19 protein-coding genes are annotated in these 21,013 nt (G+C 65.5%); 11 read left to right on the top strand and 8 right to left on the bottom strand.

Translation table 11 applies throughout. From position 1 onward, the window contains the following. Positions 1–52 precede the first annotated feature (52 nt). The 5 genes from RMET_RS04570 (at position 53) to RMET_RS04550 (ending at position 4,381) form a co-directional block, all read left to right on the top strand. The gene (locus RMET_RS04570) at positions 53–598 is read left to right on the top strand and encodes an RDD family protein (protein ID WP_011515733.1); all 546 of its coding nucleotides are present in this window, start codon (positions 53–55) and stop codon (positions 596–598) included. Next, complete coding sequence (locus RMET_RS04565) at positions 595–1,629, top strand: esterase/lipase family protein (RefSeq protein ID WP_011515732.1); 1,035 nt, start codon at positions 595–597, stop codon at positions 1,627–1,629. Before RMET_RS04570 ends, RMET_RS04565 begins: the two co-directional genes overlap by 4 nt. A 72-nt stretch (positions 1,630–1,701) precedes the next feature. Beyond that, positions 1,702–2,739, top strand: a complete 1,038-nt coding sequence (locus RMET_RS04560) for a UDP-2,3-diacylglucosamine diphosphatase (RefSeq protein WP_029308259.1) — start codon at positions 1,702–1,704, stop codon at positions 2,737–2,739. 99 nt (positions 2,740–2,838) lie between these two features. Then, complete coding sequence (locus tag RMET_RS04555) at positions 2,839–3,957, top strand: glycosyltransferase family 4 protein (RefSeq protein WP_011515730.1); 1,119 nt, start codon at positions 2,839–2,841, stop codon at positions 3,955–3,957. Beyond that, entirely contained in the window at positions 3,884–4,381 is a 498-nt protein-coding gene (locus RMET_RS04550) for a diacylglycerol kinase (RefSeq protein ID WP_080672710.1), read from the top strand. Before RMET_RS04555 ends, RMET_RS04550 begins: the two co-directional genes overlap by 74 nt. Positions 4,382–4,440: 59 nt before the next feature. Here the strand turns inward: RMET_RS04550 and RMET_RS04545 are convergent, their stop codons facing one another. The 7 genes from RMET_RS04545 to RMET_RS04515 form a co-directional block, all read right to left on the bottom strand. Then, complete coding sequence (locus RMET_RS04545; protein WP_011515728.1) at positions 4,441–5,025, bottom strand: LOG family protein; 585 nt, start codon at positions 5,023–5,025, stop codon at positions 4,441–4,443. Then, positions 5,022–5,732, bottom strand: coding sequence for a TetR/AcrR family transcriptional regulator (locus RMET_RS04540; protein WP_011515727.1), 711 nt, complete (start codon positions 5,730–5,732; stop codon positions 5,022–5,024). Before RMET_RS04540 ends, RMET_RS04545 begins: the two co-directional genes overlap by 4 nt. Before the next feature lie 101 nt (positions 5,733–5,833). Continuing rightward, positions 5,834–6,436, bottom strand: coding sequence for a DUF924 family protein (locus tag RMET_RS04535; protein WP_011515726.1), 603 nt, complete (start codon positions 6,434–6,436; stop codon positions 5,834–5,836). Continuing rightward, entirely contained in the window at positions 6,423–6,866 is a 444-nt protein-coding gene (locus RMET_RS04530; protein ID WP_011515725.1) for a group II truncated hemoglobin, read from the bottom strand. Before RMET_RS04530 ends, RMET_RS04535 begins: the two co-directional genes overlap by 14 nt. A 15-nt stretch (positions 6,867–6,881) precedes the next feature. Next, entirely contained in the window at positions 6,882–9,437 is a 2,556-nt protein-coding gene (locus tag RMET_RS04525; protein ID WP_011515724.1) for an ABC transporter permease, read from the bottom strand. A 57-nt stretch (positions 9,438–9,494) separates the two neighbouring features. Further along, positions 9,495–10,091 (bottom strand): DUF4126 domain-containing protein, encoded by a 597-nt coding sequence (locus tag RMET_RS04520; RefSeq protein ID WP_011515723.1) that lies wholly within the window; start codon positions 10,089–10,091, stop codon positions 9,495–9,497. Between the two features lie 96 nt (positions 10,092–10,187). Further along, positions 10,188–11,285: a substrate-binding domain-containing protein gene (locus RMET_RS04515; protein WP_011515722.1), complete on the bottom strand. Its 1,098-nt coding sequence runs from the start codon at positions 11,283–11,285 to the stop codon at positions 10,188–10,190. Between the two features lie 142 nt (positions 11,286–11,427). On the opposite strand from RMET_RS04515, the gene RMET_RS04510 reads away from it, so the two are divergent. Further along, entirely contained in the window at positions 11,428–12,282 is an 855-nt protein-coding gene (locus tag RMET_RS04510; RefSeq protein ID WP_011515721.1) for an ABC transporter substrate-binding protein, read from the top strand. Between the two features lie 64 nt (positions 12,283–12,346). On the opposite strand, the gene RMET_RS04505 is transcribed toward RMET_RS04510, so the two are convergent. Next, the gene (locus RMET_RS04505) at positions 12,347–13,297 is read right to left on the bottom strand and encodes a LysR substrate-binding domain-containing protein (protein ID WP_011515720.1); all 951 of its coding nucleotides are present in this window, start codon (positions 13,295–13,297) and stop codon (positions 12,347–12,349) included. A 277-nt stretch (positions 13,298–13,574) separates the two neighbouring features. On the opposite strand from RMET_RS04505, the gene xdhA reads away from it, so the two are divergent. From xdhA to guaD, 5 genes are all read left to right on the top strand, one after another. Beyond that, entirely contained in the window at positions 13,575–15,071 is a 1,497-nt protein-coding gene (gene xdhA / locus RMET_RS04500; RefSeq protein WP_011515719.1) for a xanthine dehydrogenase small subunit, read from the top strand. Positions 15,072–15,082: 11 nt separating this feature from the next. After that, positions 15,083–17,434, top strand: a complete 2,352-nt coding sequence (xdhB, locus tag RMET_RS04495; RefSeq protein ID WP_011515718.1) for a xanthine dehydrogenase molybdopterin binding subunit — start codon at positions 15,083–15,085, stop codon at positions 17,432–17,434. A 19-nt stretch (positions 17,435–17,453) separates the two neighbouring features. Then, positions 17,454–18,449, top strand: coding sequence for a xanthine dehydrogenase accessory protein XdhC (xdhC, locus tag RMET_RS04490; protein ID WP_011515717.1), 996 nt, complete (start codon positions 17,454–17,456; stop codon positions 18,447–18,449). A 44-nt stretch (positions 18,450–18,493) separates the two neighbouring features. Next, the gene (locus tag RMET_RS04485; protein ID WP_011515716.1) at positions 18,494–19,558 is read left to right on the top strand and encodes an adenosine deaminase; all 1,065 of its coding nucleotides are present in this window, start codon (positions 18,494–18,496) and stop codon (positions 19,556–19,558) included. 83 nt (positions 19,559–19,641) lie between these two features. Further along, positions 19,642–20,976, top strand: coding sequence for a guanine deaminase (guaD, locus tag RMET_RS04480; RefSeq protein WP_029308265.1), 1,335 nt, complete (start codon positions 19,642–19,644; stop codon positions 20,974–20,976). The last annotated feature ends 37 nt before the right edge of the window (positions 20,977–21,013 follow it).

Raw genomic sequence — 21,013 nt, 5'->3', positions numbered from 1 at the left:
TCGCGCTCGACGTGTTTGGCATAATGGCCGCTTATCGCTCACGCCTTGCGCCATGCCAGCTGCCACGCCTGCCATTTCTCCCCAGCCCGCTTCCAATTCGATGCCGCGCACACCGCCGCTGCGCCGCCGCCTGCTTTGCATGCTCTACGAAGGCGTATTGCTGTTCGGCGTGCTAATGGCCGCCAGCGCGGTGTACATCCTTGCACGGCCGTTGTTGCAACAGGTCGGGCTCGACCGCCCATACGTCGATCAGGCCTGGATGTTCCTCGTCCTGGCCTTCTATTTCTCCTGGTTCTGGCAGCGGAACGGCCAGACCCTGGCCATGCAGACCTGGCGCATCCGGCTCGAAACAGCGGCCGGTACCCCGCCCCGGTGGCCGCAAAGCCTGTTTCGCTTCGCACTGGCATGGCTGTGGCTGCCTCCGGCCGCCACGGTCGGCCATGCGCTCGGGCTGACCAAGGGTCCGTTCATTGGCGTACTGGCGATTGGCCTGCTGATCTGGATCTCGTTGGCCTGGCTCGACCCGCGCCGGCAGTTTCTTCATGACCGTCTGGCCGGCACCCGGCTAGTCGACCTGCGGCCCGCATCGAAACCATGAGCCTGACGGCCGCCGCGCTGCGCCGCATCGCTGTCGTCGTGCAGGCGGCAGCAGTCGGCGGGCTCGCGGCGGCACTAGCCGCCGGGGCGGACTGGTCCTGGCCTGCAGCGCTTCTGGCCAGCATCGCGGGCGCATTGGTCGCCTTCGGCATCGGCGTCGCGATCGCCTTTCTAGTGACCCGGGCCGGGCTCGCCATTCCCGATTCGGCCCGGCCGCAGCGGCCTGACGACATTCCTGCCCCAGGGCCGCTGAGCTGGCGCCACGCGATGTCGTGCTACCTGGCCGAGTGCCGCGCGATCCTGCGGATGTTCGACTGGTTGCAGCCATTCCGTTCGCGGCTGACATTCGCGCAGCCAACCGATCCGCTACCTGATACCCCCACTGTGTTACTGGTCCACGGCTATGGCTGCAATCACGCGGTCTGGCTCGACCTGGCTCCTGCGCTCGCCGGCGCCGGCTACCGTTGCGAGGGCATCGACCTGACGCCGGTGCTCGGCGATATCGACGACTACGCCGCCGCCCTGCTCGCACGAATGCGCGACCTCCGTGCGCGCACCGGCCACCCCCCGCTGTTGGTCTGCCACAGCATGGGCGGGCTGGCAGCCCGCGCGGCACAGGTAATGGCCGATGCAGCAGGAGAATCCGTGCCATGCGCCGGCATCGTGACGCTTGGCAGCCCGCATCGCGGCTGCCCGCTGGCCACCTTCGGCGCTGGAACGAACGCCCGTCAGATGCGTTGGGCCAGCCCATGGCTGACGAACCTGGCCGAGGCGGAGAGCCCCGCGATGCGCGGTCGCATGATCTCGGTCTTCAGCTGGCACGACTCGATCGCGGGCCCCGCCGACACGGCCTGGCTCGAGGGCGCGCGCCATATCCCATTGAGCGGGATCGGGCACGTCTCGCTGCTGCGCGATCCACGCGCGGTGCAGGCCACGCTGGATGGCCTCGCGACACTGCGAAAACAACCCGCTGCGACATCGGACTCAGCCCTATCGTTGCCCCACGGAAACGCCTCGGCAAGGTTCATGTGACATTCATGTTTCCGTCACGGCTCCGTCATGGCGCACTGGCTCAATGCAGCCATCGCCGATACCGGGGCCGCCATGATTCCATCCATCCGATTCGCCCGCGGACGTCTGACGAATGTCGCGCTGCGACTGCGCGGCAAGCCTGACGCCACGCTACCGCTGTCAGCCGCGCTCGCGGCATTCATGCCGACACCGGCCGACCTGACCGCCGCGTCTTCCCGCAACACTAGCAACACCGGCGACATCAGCGATCCGTCCCGAGACACCCAACGCGCCCCCAACGAACCCAGTTCCACACCCACGCCGCCCGTGGAACATCCCACGCACCGCTACCGCGCGATCTGGCTGTCCGACATCCATTTGGGCACGCCGGGTTGCCAGGCTACATACCTGCTCGACTTCCTCAAACACAACGAATCTGACGTGCTCTATCTCGTCGGCGACATCATCGACGGCTGGCAGCTTCGTCGTGGCTGGTACTGGCCTCGGAGCCACAACGATGTCGTGCAGAAGCTGCTGCGCAAGGCACGCAAGGGCACCGACGTCATCTACGTGCCGGGCAATCACGACGAAGTGGCGCGCCAGTTCGACGGCATGGCATTCGGCGATATCACGGTGCGCGAAGACGCGGTCCACGTGACCGCCACCGGCAAACGCCTGTGGGTCGTGCATGGCGACCTGTTCGACGGCGTGGTGCAACACGCGAAGTGGCTGGCCTACCTGGGCGATTCGGCGTACACGATGATCCTCGCGCTGAACCGCCACTTCAACCGCGTGCGTGCGCGGCTCGGGTTTGATTACTGGTCGATCTCGCAATACCTGAAGCATCAGGTCAAGAACGCGGTGAGCTACATCAACTCGTTCGAGCACGCGATGGTCGACGAAGCCCGCCGGCGCGGTTGCGACGGCGTGGTCTGCGGCCACATCCACAAGGCCGAGATCCGCGATGTCGATGGCCAGCTCTACTGCAACGACGGTGATTGGGTGGAAAGCCTGTCCGCCCTCGTGGAGACCATGGAAGGCGAACTGAAGATCGTCTACTGGACCACGCTGCTCGATTCACCGATCCCCGCAGGCCGCCGCCGTCGTCGCACGGCCGAATTGGCTGCCTGATCCTTGCCTTACCACCCGCCCCCGGCAGTCGCGCCTTTGCATGGATGGCGCGCGATGCCCGCTCGTCACAACAACAACGCACCTGAGCAAGGAGATTCGATGAGAGTCCTGATTGTCACCGACGCCTGGGAACCACAGGTCAACGGCGTGGTGCGCACGCTGAAATCCACCCGCCGCGAGCTCGAAGCCATGGGTCACACCGTGGACCTGATCACGCCGCTCGAATTCCAGACGATCCCCTGCCCGACCTATCCCGAGATCCGGCTGTCGCTGCTGCCCTCGGGCAAGGTGCGCCGGCGCATCGACACGTTCCGTCCCGACGCACTCCATATCGCCACCGAAGGGCCACTTGGCCTGGCCGCGCGCCGCTACGCGATGCAGCACGACCTGCCGTTCACCACGGCCTATCACACGCGCTTTCCGGAGTATGTGCAGGCGCGCTTCGGCATTCCGCTGGCGTGGACCTACCGCTTTCTGCGCTGGTTCCATGGCTCCGCGCGCGCAGTGATGGCGCCGACGCCCGTGGTGCTCAAGGATCTGCAGGATTACGGCATCACGAACGGCGTACTGTGGACGCGCGGCGTCGATCTCGATGTTTTCACCGCGCAACGGGCGAACGTCCTGAACACCGCGCATCCGATCTTCCTCTACGTGGGCCGCGTGGCGGTGGAAAAGAACGTCGAGGCATTCCTGCAGCTCGACCTGCCGGGTTCGAAGTGGGTGGTGGGCGACGGCCCCGCGCTGGCCGGCCTTAAGGCGCGCTATCCGTCAGCGAACTACCTCGGCGTACTCAAGCAGCCCGAGTTGGCAAAGGTGTATGCTTCAGCAGATGTCTTCGTGTTTCCGAGCCGCACCGATACGTTCGGACTGGTCCTGCTCGAAGCATTGGCAAGCGGGCTGCCGGTGGCGGCCTACCCTGTCACCGGGCCGATCGACGTGCTCGGCAACAGCCCGGCCGGCGTGATGCACGAAGACCTGAGAGAGGCCTGCCTGGAAGCCCTGCGCATCGACCGCGCAACGGCACGTGCCCACGCGGAGAAGTTCTCGTGGCGCGCCGCATCCGAGCAGTTCCTCACCCATTTGCGTCCGCTGCCAACAGGCACGGGCGGAACCGACAATTCAGCGCCCCCAGTCGCCCCAGATCATGGCCAAGCCTCATCACACGCTACCGCCCGATCCGTCGCTGCACCGGCCGACGGCCGCTCACATGGCGGCTGAAGTCGAGTCCGAGTATTCGATCGCCAGCAATCCACACAAAGGAAATCGGGGGCTGACGCGCGCCTGGCACGCGGCAATCAACTCGGCATCGGGGTTGCGCTATGCGATTCTGGAAGAAAGCGCGTTCCGTCAGGAACTGACGCTGGTGGTGATCCTCACGCCGTGCGCGTTCATCATTCCGGCAACGGTCGTCGAACGCGTGATGCTGCTGGGCACGCTGCTGCTGGTGCTGATCGTGGAACTGCTCAACTCGAGCGTGGAAGCCGCGATCGACCGGATCTCGCTGGAACGGCACAGCCTGTCCAAACGCGCCAAGGACTTCGGCAGCGCGGCGGTGATGCTGGCGTTGATCCTCTGTGGCGGCACGTGGGCCGCCATCGCGGGACCGCACGTGGTGCGGTGGGTGGGGATGCTGTTCAACTGATCAGCCAGATCGGCCAACCGCCCAGTCGCCCAGTCGCCCAGCATCCCGGGAGCGGAGGGTCAGGCCTTCTCGCGGCCTTCCTGCCACTTGTCGACGTGCACACGCGGCGCCGCCGCCAGGCGGGCGAGCATATCCTCCGGCTCGGTGGACACGTGCAGCATGTCCGCATGAACCTGCTTCAGGAAGCCCTCGCTTACGGCGTGATTCAGAAACCCGAGCATGCCGTCGTAGAACCCCGCCACGTTGAGCAGGCCAACAGGCTTGTCGTGGTAGCCGAGCTGCGCCCACGTGAACGTTTCAAACAGCTCTTCGAACGTGCCCACGCCGCCGGGCATGGCGATGAACGCATCGGCGCGATCCGCCATCATCTGCTTGCGCTCGTGCATGTTGCGCACGATGTGAAGCTCGGTCAGGCCTCGATGGCCGACCTCCTTCTGCATCAGCGCTTCTGGAATGATGCCGATGGCGGCACCGCCGTGCGCCATAACGCTATCGGCCACGATGCCCATCAGGCCCACATTGCCCCCGCCATAGACCAGGGCCAGACCCCGCTCCGCCATGGCTTGCCCAAGCGCTCGCGCTGCTTCCGCGTACTCGGGTCGAAAACCTGGGCTCGACCCGCAATAAACACAAACCGACTTCACTTTCTGTCCTTTTCAAGCTTTGCGGCATCCGCTGCGGCCTTCTCCGCCGCGTACTCGCGCGCAAGCTGGTCGAATGCCTCGCGCGCCTTGCCACGCAGGTACGGCGCGAGAATCGAGAAGATGTGATAGCTCGACCCATGCAGATAGCCGCGAATCTGTTCGGGGTCGTTGTACTGGCGCGGGTGCTGCACGAACTGGAACGACAGCCAGTACGTGGCGATCACGACAATGTTGGTGCAGATCGCGTCCACCTGTTCCGGCGTGGCGTCCATGTCGCCATCTTCCTGGAACTGGCGGCAGATCTCGAGCGCGAAGCGCTTCTTCTGATCGACGATGCGCTTGAAGTTGGTCTCCAGCATCCGGTTGCGCGCCAGCAGGTCGTTGATGTCGCGATACAGGAAACGGTAGTTCCACAGAAACTCGGACATGTACTGCAGATAGCCCCAGCTCTCCCCCAATGTGGCCTTGTGGTCTTCCGGCATTTTGAGGCGACGCTCCATCTCCTGCTCGAAGCGCACGAAGATGGAATTGATGATGTCGTCCTTGTTGCGGAAGTGGTAGTAGAGATTGCCAGGACTGATTTCCATGGCTTCCGCAATCGTCGTCGTGGTGACGTTGGGCTCGCCAAGTTCATTGAACAGGCGCAGCGAGACGTCGAGAATGCGATCCCGGGTACGACGGGGACCGGCTTGCGGTTTGGCTTCCATGGGCGTTGGAACGACTTTGTATCGGCAGAGTTGCGATTATAAGCATAGCGTCCGAGGCCTCCCCCGGGCGTGCGGCGAGAACCGCACCTACGCGTCGATGCTCAGAATGACGAGCCCGGCTGTTTCAGATACGCGGCTTCCGCATCCGAATTCACCCGGCCCAGCACGGCGTTGCGGTGCGGGAAGCGGCCGAAGCGCGCGATGACGTCGCGATGCTTCTCGGCCCACTCCACCACATCGACTTTCCCGCCACTGTCGTCGCGCAGGGCCATCATTTCCCGCACCGCGATGTCCTGCGCATCCAGCGATTCCGCATGCTCGAACGGCAAGTAGCAGAACATGCGGTGCCACGGCGTGGGCAACTGGCGGCCCCAACCGAGGTCCAGCATCCGGCGGGCCGCCGCGAGTGCCTTGCCATCGGTGGCGAAGCTGCGTGGATCGCCGCGAAACATATTGCGCGGGAACTGGTCGAGTAGCACGATCCGGGCGCAAGCGCCCTCCGGCGTCACGAACCAGTCGTCCTCGGCTCCGTCATGCGCGGCCTGCCAGTACGACAGGAAGCGCGCCCGGACCGTGGTATCGAAGCTCACGCACTTGGTGAACCATTCGCGCCGCGAAATGTTCCATTCCGGCGCACCTGGCAAGCCGAACCAGAAATCGAGCACGGCCTGCGCGGCCGCCGGCATCCGGTTATCGCTGGACATTGCGCATCCAGTCCGCAGTCTGGAAAAGCGCCTGCATCAGCCGCATCTGCAGATCTTCCGACAGCCCCACGTCCTGCATCGCCAGTGCCATGCAACGCATCCACTGGTCACGCTCGCTGGTGCCAATCTCGAACGGCAAATGGCGCGCGCGCAGACGGGGATGGCCGAAGCGCTCGATAAAGTAGTTCGGCCCGCCCAGCCAACCACACAGGAACCAGAACAGCTTGTCGCGCGAACCCTCCAGCGAGGGCGGATGCAGCGCGCGCAGGCCGGCGAACTCCGTCTCCAGGTCCATCAGGTCGTAGAAACGATCAACCAGTTCGCGCACGCGCGCCTCGCCGCCGATCAGTTCGTACGCGGTAATCTGTTCCCGCTGCTCCTCGGGCTGGTTGGACTGCCCGTCGGGCGGGTTGGTGGATTCGGTGCTCATGGCGATACAGGGAAATCAGACGTCGCGCAGCGTCGCCAGCGCCGGTTGCCGCAATACCTCGCGCAATCCGAGCCAGCCGCCCGCAAAAGCGCAGATCATGCCAGAAACCACGCCGACCGGTACGATCCAGATGTTGAATCGGTACGGGAAATCGAACACGTACTGCGACAGGCCCCAACCCACCCCGATAGCGCCGACGCTGGCCAGCAGCCCCGCCAGTCCGCCGACCACGAGGAATTCCGCGTACTGGGTCTGTCGTACCAGCGCCGCCGACGCACCCAGCGCCTTGAGTAGCCCGGCATCGCGCTTGCGCTCGTCACGCGCGCCGGATAGCGCCGCATAGAGCACGGTCACGCCGGCCAGCAGCGTGAAGACGAACAGAAACTCCACGGCGGCGATTACCTGGTCCAGAACCTGCTGGATCTGCCGCAGGATCAAGTCGGTGTTCACCACTGTGATGTTCGGGAATGCAGCGGCAAGCTGATTGCCAAGCGCGGCCTTGGCGGGCGGCAGATGGAACGCGGTGATGTAGGTCTCGGGCAGACCCTGCATCTTGGCCGTCGGCAGAATCACGAAGAAATTCACGCGCATCGAGCCCCAGTCGAGCTTACGCAGCGACGTGACGGGTGCCTCGACGGTCTGTCCGGCCACGTCGAACCGCAACGTGTCGCCAAGCTGGATATGTAGCGTCTTGGCGATGCCCTCTTCCACCGACGCGCCACCTTCGTCCCAGCGGCCCGAGGTGACTTGATTGCCTTCGGGAAGCTGGTCCATGTACGACAGGTTGAACTCGCGCTCCACCAGATTGCGCGCGCGTCCCTCCGGGTAGCTCTCGGCCTGGACCGGCCGGCTGCCGATCTGCGTCAGGCGGCCGCGCACCATCGGATAGAGCAGATCTTCCACGCCATCCTTTGCCAGCATCGCCTGCAGCGGATCGCGCTGATCCGGCTGGATATTGATGATGAAGCGATTCGGCGCATTGGCCGGCGTGGCGTTGCGCCAAGAATCGATCAGGTCGTTGCGCGTCATACCCAGCAACAACAGCGCCATCAGCCCGACGGCAAGCGCGACGGTCTGCAGCACAGTGACGCCACGGCGGCGTTCGAGCACGGCCAGCGCGAAGCGCCAGCCGACATTGCCACGCGCGCGGCCACGCATCACACGAGATAGCAGGAGCAACAGACCCAGCGCCAGCACCGCAAACGCGATACCCGCGCCAACAAACCCACCAGCCGTGGTCACCCCGAGCTTCAGGTCACGCGCCGCCACCAGCAGCAGCGCCACGAAAGCACCGAGCCCGAGCGCATAGGCCACCCAGACGGACACGGGAGGCACGCCGATATCGCGTCGCAGCACACGCAGTGGCGCCACACGCGTCAGCGCCAGCAGCGGCGGCAATGCAAAGCCCACCAGCAGTACCAGCCCCGCGGCCACGCCGATCAGCGCGGGCACCGCCGACGGATGCGGCAACGACACCTGCAGCAGCCCACCGAGCGACATCAGCAATCCATAGTGCGCCAGATAGCCCAGCACCACGCCCACCACCGCGCCACCGAGGCCGAGCAGCGCGAATTCGATCGCGAAAGCGGTCAGGATCTGCTGGCGTGACAGGCCCAGGCACTTGTAGACCGCGCAGGCATCGGTGTGGCGCTGCATGTAGCGGCGGGCGGACATCGCGATGGCCACTGCCGCGATCATCGCCGACAGCACCGCCACCAGCGACAGGAAGCGCTCGGCGCGATCAAGCGTGGCACGCATCTGCGGCTGTCCCGATTCCAGAGACTCCACGCGCGTATTGCGCAGATGCCGGCGCTGGATTTCGTCGGTTGCCCACTTCCGATACTCCTCGCCTGCCACATCGGAGCCCGCAACGAGCAAGCGGTATGTCACACGGCTGCCCCAGCCGATCAGCTTCGTCGCATCAAGGTCGGACAGCGGCAACAACACACGCGGCGCGAAGTTCATGAAGCCCGCGCCACGATCGAGTTCCTGCGTGAGAATCCGGTCGATATAAAACGTCTTGCTGCCGAGTTGCAGGCTGTCGCCAACATGCAGGCCTAGCGCGATCAGCAGCGCTTCGTCGACCCACACCTTGCCCGGGGCGGGAATGCCCTCCGCCACCGTCTCGGCGCCGCCCGGGGCACTGGCCACCTTGAGCCGGCCGCGCAGCGGATAGTCGTCGGTCACCGCCTTCAGCGCCGCCAGCTGGCTCGGTGCTTCGGCATGCTCGGGCGCGCCTCTCACGCGCGCCGTTGCCATGCTCGGGAACGTGACGGTCTGCGCCACCCGGAGTCCGTCACGCTGCGCCCGCTCGGCGAAGGCCGCGTCGAATGGCTGGTCGGAAATCAACAGCACATCGGCCGCGATCATCTGCCGCGCGTCGCGCTCCAGGCCCAGACGCATCCGGTCCGCCAGAAAGCCCACGCTGGTCAGCGCCGCCACGGCCAGCACTAGCGCGAACAACAGCAGCGTCAGTTCCCCGGCCAGCCAGTCCCGGCGGGCCATGCGCAAGGCTTGCCGCCAGGCGGAAAAACGCGGCTGAGAAGCTTTGACGGTCGTTTCGGCAGACATCGGCGATCGGTTCAGGTTATCTATCGGTGTATCGGTGCGCTAGGGACGCTAGGGGCGCTAGGGGCGCTGGTTGTCAGCGTTGCCGCGCAGCCCGGCGTGCAGACGCCGCACGCCACGCCACAGCTTCGGCAGCAGCCATGCGGCAGTGATCAGGAACAGGACCAGCAGGATCAGGAATACCACGGGCAGGAAGAACGCCAGCAGCAGCCCGCCGGCCGTGGTGATGTCTTCGGTGAATGAGGCCACCCAGTTCGAAAATGGTTCGGGCGACACATTGATCAATGCCCGCGTGCCCGCTTTCGTCGCGTGGGCGGTGCCGGCAAGCGTGCCGCCGATCAGGCCGGCCGCCACCATCCATTGGGGATCGAGCTGGCCGAATGCGGCGGCGGCCAGGATCGCCCCGGCGGGAATGCGGATGAAGGTCTGGATGCCATCCCAGACCGTGTCGAAGCCCGGCACCTTGTCCGCGACGAACTCGGCCGCAGCCATCGCGCCGGCAATGCCGATCACCCACCAGGACTCGAGCACGTGCAGGCCTGGCGGCAGGTCGAGCCAGCCCAGACGGGCCAGTACACCTGCCGTCAGCACGGCCAGATAGAGACGAATGCCGCTGGCCCAGGACATGCCTGCGGCCAGCGCGGCGGTTTCCAGCATTGCACTCCTCGCGTTTGTCGCGGTTTATCGCTATTTGTCGCTGCGGACTTGCGAAGAGTGTAATACGCCTGCGCCCAGGCGCCTCTCAGGCCCGGCTCAAGCCCCTTCCTTGCCGTCGGGACCGTACCAGGGCAACGCCTGCTGCGGCGTCAGGATGCCAGCCGGTTCCGCCGCCGTGTATCCCGGAAGTTGCTCGATGCGCCGCGCGAAGGCCGGGTCGGCAAGCAGCGACAGCAGCGCGGTCACCCACGGCGCGGTCTGGTCGTTCTTGCGCAGCGCCAGATAGTAGGCCTCGCGGGTTAGCGGGACGAATGCCAGGCCGTGCGCTTCAGCGTTCATGCGCAGGCCGAAGGCGACCTGCGCGCGGCCCGAATGCACTGCTTCGGCGACCTTCTCATTGCTGAACTCGGGATCGTCGTACCCGGAAATCTGGTCTGGATACAACCCCTGCGTGGCCAGCAATTGATCAAACAGCATCCGCGTGCCCGAACTCCGCTGGCGGTTGATAAAGCGCGCGCCGGTGCGAGCCAGATCGCGCAGGTCGCGGATCTCGCGCGCCATGTCCGGCGCCACGATCAGGCCCTGCTCGCGCCACGCCAGCCGCACCAGCCGCACCGTGGCCGGCCGCAGCCACTTGCGCAGTGTCACATGCGCCACCGAACCAGCGATCTGGATCGGCGAGACATAAAAACCAGCCAGTTCCGACTGCCGCTCCTGCAGGCAGACCAGCCCTTCCACGCTGCCGCAGAACACGGTATCGAGTTGCAGTGGCGCCGGCGTTTCCCTGAGCGCGGCGGCCAGCGTTTCCACGGCCGGGTCGTGGCTGCCGGAGAAATGCAGCACGGTCTGAGGCCGCGCGGCCTCATCGAGATCGGTCAGGAAATCCGCCATGGCCTTCTGCACGGCCGGATCGATCGTCTCGCGCAGTCGCAGTTCGGCCCGTAGCAACCGTTCGCCGAAGCGCGTCAGCGATGCGCCACGCCCGCGCTCCATGTCGAGCATCGAGCGGCCGAGCATCTCCTCCCAAGTGCGCATCACACCCCAGGCATGACGATAGGAAAGTCCGATTTCCTGTGCCGCCCGATGGAGCGACCCCGTTTCACGCACGGCCTTGAGTAGCTGGAACACCTTGCCGTTGGCGCGGGGGTTGTCATCGGCGGCAATGACCGGGAACAGGTCAAAGCGGAAGGTCATATGTTTCGCCTTGCATATTTACGAGGTCTACAGGCTCATCGACAATCGTGTGCCTCGGTTTCCACGACGATTCGCGCATTCTCCATGAAGCATCGTCGCTATGGCAATTGTGTTTCCAAAAACATAAGAGAAGGAATTGCACATGTCTGATCGCCGTCTTCCCCACCCGATCCGCCGGCTTCGCACCTCACCCGCCATCACGGCCGCGCTGGCATTCGTTGTGCTCTCCACAGCATATGGCACAGCGAATGCCGCCGACCTGAAAATGGCCACGACCACGAGCACCGAGAATTCCGGGCTGCTCAAGTACCTGCTGCCGAAGTTCGAGCAGAAAACCGGCATCAACATGAAGGTGATCGCCGTCGGCTCGGGCAAGGCCATGAAGATGGGCGAGATGGGCGACGTGGACGTGCTGCTGGTGCACGCACGCAAGATGGAAGACGAATTCGTCGCGGCCGGCTATGGCGTCAACCGTCGGGACGTGATGTACAACGACTTCATCGTCGTCGGCCCCGCGAACGATCCGGCCAACCTGAAGGGCGGGAAGGACGTCATCGCCGGATTCAAGAGGCTGGCTGGCAGCGGCAGCAAGTTCATCTCGCGCGGCGACAATTCCGGCACCGACGTGATGGAGAAGGACTACTGGAAGAAGGCTGGCATCGAGCCCAAGGGCCAGCCGTGGTACGTCAGCGCCGGGCTCGGCATGGGCGAAGTGCTGACGATGGCCGCCCAGCTCCCGGGCTACACGCTGTCCGACCGGGCCACCTACGGCGCCTATCGAGCGAAGACCGGCCTGGCCATCGTGCTACAGGGCGACCCGCAGATGTTCAATCCGTACGGCGTGATCGCCGTGAATCCGGCCAAGCACCCCGGCATCAACTACGCCGACGCGATGAAGTTCGTCGAATGGGTCACGTCGAAGGAAGGCCAGGACGCGATTGCCAGCTACAAGGTCGAGGGCGAACAACTCTTCTTCCCCGACTACAAGGCAAAGTAACCAGGCGACGCAACCGAAGCCGGGACGGCGCGGAAGTCCCGGCATAACCACGGGGGCGCCGGACTCAGCCCGCCCCGGTGGCCTCCAGCCGTGGAAGCTGTGGCAGATCCGTCGCGACCTCGGCAATCATCCGCCGCATCCACATCACGTCCGGCGCCGCATGGCAACGCTCGTGCCAGAGCTGGTAGAAGCGCATGCGCGGGAACTGCACCGGTGACGGCACCATGCGGATCGGCAGGTACTGCGCGTAATGCGCGGCAAACTGCCGGCCCGTGGTGAACACCATGTCCGTCTTCATCAGCACGTAGGGCACCAGCCCGAAGTACGGCAGCGTGACCTGAATATTCCGCTTGTAGCCCTGCTCCGCCAGCGCCTGGTCGATCATGCTGCGCTGCATCGACGCATACGGCGCCGGCGCCAGATGCGGCATTTCCAGGTAGTGGCGCAGCGTCAGCCCGTGACGCGCCAGCGGGTGCTGCGCGCCGAGCATACAGACGACCTCGTCATCGAACAGCGGCGAGATATGCAGATGCTCGGGCGGCGACAGCCAGTTGCCGACCACGATATCGAGATGGCCCTGCTCCAGCGCATCCAGAAAGTCGGTCGACTGCGTCATCGGGTGGACGAACAGCTTCGCGCCCGGCGCAAGCCGCCGCACGCGCTCGACGATATTCGGCAGGAAGAACGCGTCAAGATAGTCGGGCGCCCCAAGGTGGAACGTCCGCGTGGTGGTGGCGGGATCGAACTGCTGCGGGGGGCGGGCGATGCGATCCATCGCGGCCAGACTCTGCTCGGCCAGCAGCAGCAGTTCGCGGCCGCGCTCGGTGGGCACCATGCCGCTCTTGCCGCGCACCAGAATGGCGTCCCCGGTGATCTCGCGCAGCCGCTTGAGCGTGTTGCTGATGGCGGGCTGCGACTGGCCGAGGCGCACGGCGGTACGTGTCACGCTCTGCTCAGTCAGCAGTGTGTGAAGCACCCGCAGTAGATATGTATCGAGATGGTCGCGTCCGTGCATGGCAGGTGCCAGCCCGCCATATGGCTTGGCGTGGGTGGCGTGGGGGATGGGAACGGCGCATAGTGTAAGACAGCCACCCCCGAAACGGTCAAATCCGGCACACCGTCCGGACGATCTACGGGAAGACCCGTAGATCGCCGCCAGACGGCCCGTGGACTGGCGCGGCTCCGGCCGGGCCGCCGCCGGATGCGCGCGTTGATGGGGCATATCACATGGGCCGAATATTGCGTCAAAGGGCCAGTGCTATGTTTCCGCCATCCCCGAAAGAGAGAAGATCATGGAGACGCAAACCATCCGCTTCTACCACCGCGGCCAGGTCCAGGAAGTATCTGACGCCCCCGTGACGCGCACCCTGCTGCAGTACCTGCGCGAAGATGTCCGCTGCACCGGTACCAAGGAAGGCTGCGCCGAAGGCGACTGCGGCGCCTGCACCGTCGTGATCGGCGAGTTGCAGGACAGCGGCGACGTCGAGTTCAAGGCCGTCAACGCCTGCATCCAGTTCCTGCCCACGCTCGACGGCAAGGCCCTGATCACGGTCGAAGACCTGCGTCAGGCAGATGGTGCGCTGCACCCCGTGCAGGAAGCCATGGTCGAGTGCCACGGTTCGCAATGCGGTTTCTGCACCCCCGGCTTCGTGATGTCGCTGTGGGCGCTGTACCAGCAGCACACCCCGGGTGGCGAGCCGCCCCCGCGCCAGACCATCTGCGACGCCCTGACCGGCAACCTTTGCCGCTGCACCGGCTATCGCCCGATCATCGACGCCGGCCAGCGCATGATGGCCCTGCCCGCGCCGCAGGCCGACCGCATCGACCCCCGCCAGATCGCCGACACGCTGCGCAACCTGAAGCGCGGCGAGACGTTCCACTACAACGCGCGCGGCCAGCATTTCTACGCCCCGCGCACGGCCGCCGAATTCGGCGCGATCAAGGCCGCCGAGCCGAACATCCGCATCCTGGCCGGCAGCACGGACGTCGGCCTGTGGGTAACCAAGCAGTTCCGCGAACTGGGCAACCTGCTCTACGTCGGTCAGGTGGAAGATCTGAACCAGATCGCCGAGCACGACGGCTTCATCGAAATCGGCGCCGCCGTGACGCTGGAAAAAGCCTATGCCGCGCTGAACACCGCCCATCCGGAGCTCGAGGAACTGTGGAAGCGCTTTGCTTCCCTGCCGATCCGCAATGCCGGCACGCTGGGCGGCAACATTGCCAACGGCTCGCCGATCGGTGACTCGATGCCGGCGCTGATTGCCCTGGGCACGCAAGTCGTGCTGCAACGTGGCGACGTCCGCCGCGTGATGCCGCTCGAGGACCTGTACCTGGCCTACCAGAAGACGGCCATGGTCGAAGGCGAATTCGTCGCCGGACTGCGCGTGCCGGTGCAAGGGCCGCAGCATTTCCGCACGTACAAGCTGTCCAAGCGCTTTGACGAGGATATCTCCGCCGTGTGCGCCGCGTTTGGCATCACGGTCGAGAACGGCATAGTCACGGCGGCATGCATCGCCTTCGGCGGCATGGCCGCCACCCCGAAGCGGGCCGTGCTGGCAGAGGATGCGCTGACCGGCAAACCCTGGAACGAGGCCACCGCGCGCGCCGGCATGGCGGCGCTGGGCCAGGACTACACGCCACTGACCGATATGCGCGCCACTGCCGACTATCGCAGCCGGGGCGCCGCCAACCTGCTCTATCGCTTCTGGCTGGAGACACGCGACAGCGCGTTGCCCGCCGCCATGGTCAACGTCCGCGCCATCGGCGCCGGTGAAACCGTGAGCGCCTGAGGAGAGCCTGCATGAACAAGCAAACCGAACCTTTCCTGCTCGACGCCAGCGTCGCCGCCGAATCGGCGCCGCAAGTGGGCATCTCGCGCCCGCATGAATCGGCCCACCTGCACGTGGCAGGCACCGCCACCTATACCGACGACATTCCCGAGCTGGCCGGCACGCTGCACGCCGCGCTCGGCATGAGCGCGCGCGCCCATGCGCGCCTGAAGTCGGTCGGTCTCGAACGCGTGCGCAAGGCGCCCGGCGTAGTGTCGGTGCTGACCGTCGACGACATTCCTGGCGCCAACGAATGCGGCCCGATCATCCATGACGACCCGATCCTGGTGAAAGACGTCGTTCAGTTCATCGGTCAGCCGATCTTCATCGTGGTAGCGACGTCGCATGACGCGGCACGCCGCGCCGCCCGTCTGGCCGACATCGAGTACGAAGACCTGCCCCCCGTGCTGTCGCCCGAGGCCGCGCACGCCGCAGGCAGCTATGTGCTGCCGCCGATGCACCTGAAGCGCGGCGAACCTGCCCGCCACATCGACGCGGCCATCCACCGCGACGCCGGCAAGATCCACCTGGGCGGTCAGGAGCAGTTCTATCTGGAAGGCCAGATCGCCTACGCTGTGCCGCGCGAGAATGACGGCATGCACGTCTGGTGTTCGACGCAACACCCGACCGAAATGCAGCATCACGTGGCCCACATGCTCGGCTGGCACGCGCATCAGGTGCTGGTGGAGTGCCGCCGCATGGGCGGTGGCTTCGGCGGCAAGGAATCGCAATCAGCCATGTTCGCCTGCTGCGCGTCGCTGGCCGCGTGGAAGCTGCTGTGTCCGGTCAAGCTGCGCCCGGACCGCGACGACGACATGATGATCACCGGCAAGCGTCACGACTTCGTGTTCGACTTCGATGTCGGCCACGATGACGCCGGCCGCATCGAAGGCGTGCGCGTGGAGATGGTGTCTCGCGCGGGCTTCTCGGCCGACCTGTCGGGTCCGGTCATGACGCGCGCGATCTGTCACTTCGACAATGCCTACTGGCTGCCGAACGTGCAGATCGACGGCTACTGCGGCAAGACCAACACGCAGAGCAACACCGCGTTCCGCGGCTTCGGTGGCCCGCAAGGCGCGTTCGCCGTGGAGTACATCCTCGACAACATCGCGCGCAACGTGGGCAAGGATTCGCTCGACGTGCGCCGCGCCAACTTCTACGGCAAGACGGACAACAACGTCACGCCGTATGGCCAGACCGTCGAAGACAACGTCATCCACGAGCTGATCGACGAACTCGTGGCGTCGAGCGAATACAAGGCCCGCCGCGCCGCCACGCGCGCGTTCAACGAGACCAGCCCGATCCTCAAGAAAGGGATCGCCATCACGCCGGTCAAGTTCGGCATCTCGTTCAACGTGGCCCACTACAACCAGGCCGGCGCGCTCGTGCACGTCTACAACGACGGTTCGGTGCTCGTGAACCACGGTGGCACGGAAATGGGCCAGGGCCTGAACACCAAGGTGGCGATGGTCGTGGCGCACGAACTCGGCATCCGCATGGAACGTGTGCGCGTGACCGCTACGGACACCAGCAAGGTAGCCAACACGTCCGCAACCGCCGCATCGACCGGCGCCGACCTGAACGGCAAGGCCGCGCAGGACGCCGCCCGCCAGATCCGCGAGCGGCTGGCCGCGTTCGCCGCCCGCAAGGCCGGCGTGCCCGTCGAAGACGTGCGCTTCGGCGACGACCTCGTGGTGGCTGGCGAGCTGCGCCAGTCGTTCGGTGATCTTGCCCGCGAAGCCTACGTGGCCCGCGTGCAACTGTGGTCCGATGGTTTCTACACCACGCCCAAGCTGCACTGGGACCAGAAGGCGCTGCAGGGCCGCCCGTTCTATTACTACGCCTACGGCGCAGCGTGCTCGGAAGTGCTGGTCGATACGCTCACCGGCGAATGGAAGCTGCTGCGTGCCGATGCATTGCACGACGCCGGCAAGTCGCTGAACCCGGCCATCGATATCGGCCAGGTGGAAGGCGCGTTCATCCAGGGCATGGGCTGGCTGACCACAGAGGAACTGTGGTGGAACCAGAACGGCAAGCTGATGACGCACGCGCCCTCGACCTACAAGATTCCGACGATCAACGACTGCCCTGAAGAGTTCAACGTGCGGCTGTTCCAGAACCGAAACGTCGAGGACAGCATCCATCGCTCGAAGGCCGTTGGCGAGCCACCGCTACTGCTGCCGTTCTCGGTGTTCTTCGCGATCCGCGATGCGATTGCTGCGGTGGGCGACTACAAGGTCAACCCGCCGCTGCGCGCGCCCGCCACCAGCGAAGCGATCCTCGACGCCGTGGAGGCCGTGCAGGCCGCCGTGGTTTCCGCCTGACGCAATACCAGGACCGATCATGCAGGACGCCCCCCTCAAACCGTTCCGCTTCGCCGACGCCACCCGCTGGGTGCGCGCCGGCGTGCCCGTGGCGATGGTCACCATCGTCGAAGTCAAGGGTTCCGCGCCGCGCGAGGCGGGCATCCGCATGCTGGTGACGGCCGACGACCTTGTTGGCACGATCGGCGGCGGCCACCTGGAGTGGCGCGGCATGGACATCGCCCGAGAGATGATCGCAAAGGGCGAAAACGGGGAGCAGCGCCGCATCGAGCGTATTCCGCTTGGGCCCGCATTGGGTCAATGCTGCGGCGGCGTCGTGCGCCTGGCGTTTGAAGTACTGACCCATGACGATCTGGCCTGGCTCGACGCGGTGGAATCGGCCTTCGCGACCGGCAAGGCACTCGCGCGGCATGTACCGGTGACCGGAGCGGTTCGCACGGAAGCCAGCCGCGACCTGTTGCCGTCGGTGCAGCTTGCCGACGACAGCTGGATCGACACGCTGGTGCCGAACGACATGCACATCGTGCTGTTTGGCGCAGGGCATGTCGGCCACGCGCTGGTCAAAGTGCTGGCCACGCTGCCCTGCCGCGTGCACTGGGTCGACGAACGCGACACACTCTTCCCAGCCGGCCTGCCCGAGAACGTCGAGGCCGAAGCGACCGATACGGCAGAAGCCGTGGTCGACCAGGCCCCGGCAGGCAGCTATTTCCTGGTCATGACGCACAGCCATGCGCTCGACCAGACCCTCTGCGAGCGGATCTTCCGCCGCACCGATTTCGCTTACTTCGGCCTGATCGGCTCGAAGACCAAGCGCGCGAAGTTCGAACACCGGATGGCCGAGCACGGCATCGACGCCGCGCGCTTTCCGGAAATGACATGTCCCATGGGGGTCTCCGGCATCACGGACAAGGCACCGGCTATGATTGCGGTAGCCATCGTCGCCCAACTGCTCCAGGTCCGCGACCAGCGCGCAGCCGCGCTGGCCGCCAGCCGGCGGGAGGCGGTGCATCCGTAACTGGGCAGCCGTGATCCGGCTGCCGCCATAAGACAAGAGGCCCCATGACCATCGATGCCGCGCTGGCGGACAAGATCCGCCGTACCCCCAAGGCCGAACTGCACGTGCATATCGAAGGCACGCTCGAACCCGAGCGCATCTTCAGGCTGGCCCAGCGCAACAACGTCAAGCTGGCCTATCCGGACGTGGAAGCGCTACGCGCCGCGTACGCCTTCACGGACCTGCAATCGTTTCTGGACATCTACTACGCCGGCGCCAGCGTGCTGCTGACCGAAGAAGATTTCTTCGACATGACGATGGACTACGTCAAGCGCGCCGCCGCCGACAACGTCCGCCATGCCGAGATCTTCTTCGACCCGCAGACCCACACCGCGCGTGGTGTGCCGATGGGCACGGTGATCGACGGCATCGCCGACGCACTGGCTCAGGCACGCACCGAGTACGATTTTTCGAGCAGCATGATCCTCTGCTTCCTGCGCCACCTGTCTGAGGAGGATGCGCTGGCCACGCTGGAGGCGGCACTGCCCTATCGCGACCGCTTTGTCGGCGTGGGACTGGATTCTTCGGAACGCGGCAACCCGCCCGAGAAGTTCGCGCGCGTGTTTGCCCGCGCGAAGGAACTCGGCCTGCATCTGGTGGCGCACGCTGGCGAGGAAGGCCCGCCGCAGTACGTGACCGATGCACTGGACATCCTCAAGGTCGAGCGGATCGACCACGGCGTGCGCGCGATCGAGGACGAGGCGCTGGTGCAGCGCCTGGCACGTGAACGCGTGGCGCTGACCGTTTGCCCGCTGTCGAACCAGAAGCTGATGGTCCACCCCGACCTGCGCGATCACCCGATGAAGCGTCTGCTCGACGCCGGTGTGGCCGTGACGCTCCATTCGGACGACCCCGCCTATTTTGGCGGCTATATGAATGCGAACTGGGAGGCATCGTTCGACGCACTCCCGCTCGATGCGGCCGATGCCCACAAGCTCGCACGCAACAGTTTTGAAGCGGCCTTCCTGCCGGACGTGCAGAAGGCCGAATTCCTGGCTGAAGTCGACCACTTCTGGTCGGCCACGCCCGCATCCCCGCCCGCGACGGCCAACGTGACAACCACGACCTGACCGGGCGCATTCCAAGAACGCTGGATGCTTCGCCCGTTGCAATACCGAACGGGCGAGGCACCGGCCGCCCCGAAGACATGAAGATGACGACGACTTCCCCTGCATCTGGCGCCGACAACGCCGTGACCCGCGCAATCCGCGGCCGTATCCTGCACTTCCTGCGTGACCCGCAGTTTCACGACGACGCCTATCAGTATTGGGAAGACGGCCTCATGATCGTGAAGGCCGGCCGCATCGCCGCAGTCGGCAATTACGCGGACCTGTCACGCGATATCCCGCAAGGCGCCGAAGTCGTCGACCATCGCGGCAAGCTGATCGTGCCCGGGTTCATCGACACGCACATCCACTACCCGCAGACCGACATCATCGCGTCGCCGTCGCCGGGCCTGCTGCACTGGCTGGACACCTACACGTTCCCCGAGGAGCGCCGCTTCAGCGACCCCGCCTATGCACGGGCCGTCGCCGATTTCTTCACCGACGAACTGCTGCGCAACGGCACGACCACCGCAATGGTCTGGAGCACCGTGCACGCGGCATCGGCCGACGCACTGTTCGCCGCCAGCCAGCAACGCCACATGCGGATGATCACCGGCAAGGTGCTGATGGATCGCAACTGCCCGGACTTCCTGCGCGATACAGCCGAGAGCGGCGCGCGTGAATCGGCCGACCTGATCTCGAAATGGCACAACGTCGATCGCCTGGCCTACGCGATCACGCCGCGTTTCGCACCGACTTCCACCGAGGCTCAATTGGAAGCCTGCGGCGAGTTGGCGAAGGCCCACAGCGACGTCTTCATCCAGACCCACGTGGCGGAAAACCGCGACGAGGTGAAATGGGTGGCCGAGCTGTTCCCCGATGCGCGCAGCTACCTGGACGTGTACGACCGCTACAAGCTCCTGCGCCCGGGCGCGTTCTACGGCCACGCGATCTACCTCGACGAGGATGACCGCCGCCGTCTGGCCGACAGCGGCGCGGCCGTGGCTCACTGCCCCACGTCGAACCTGTTCCTGGGCAGCGGCTTCTACGACTTCCACCAGTCGGATGCGAATCGCCTGAACGTCACGCTGGCGACGGACGTTGGCGGCGGCACGTCGTTCTCGATGTTCCGCACCATGAACGCGGCGCACAAGGTGGCGCGGATGGGCGGCTACCACCTGACGGCACTACGCATGTTCTACCTGGCCACGCGCGCCGCTGCGGAGGCGCTCGGCTGGCAGGACCGGATCGGCAGCTTCGAAGTGGGCTGCGAGGCCGACTTCGTCGTGCTGGACCCGGACGCCACCCCGCTGATTTCCCGCCGCAGCAGCCGCTCGGAAACGCTTGAAGAGCAGTTGTTCGCGTTCGCGATGCTTGGCGACGACCGGGTCATCGAGAACGTCTACATCATGGGCGAAGCCACTAGCCCGGTCGCCGCCTGATCGGACTTAGGCGGGGCATGTTTGTGTGGATCGGCCG

It is taken from the genome of Cupriavidus metallidurans CH34 (genome assembly GCF_000196015.1).
GTDB lineage: Bacteria > Pseudomonadota > Gammaproteobacteria > Burkholderiales > Burkholderiaceae > Cupriavidus > Cupriavidus metallidurans.
This window is presented reverse-complemented; position numbering and strand designations above follow the sequence as displayed.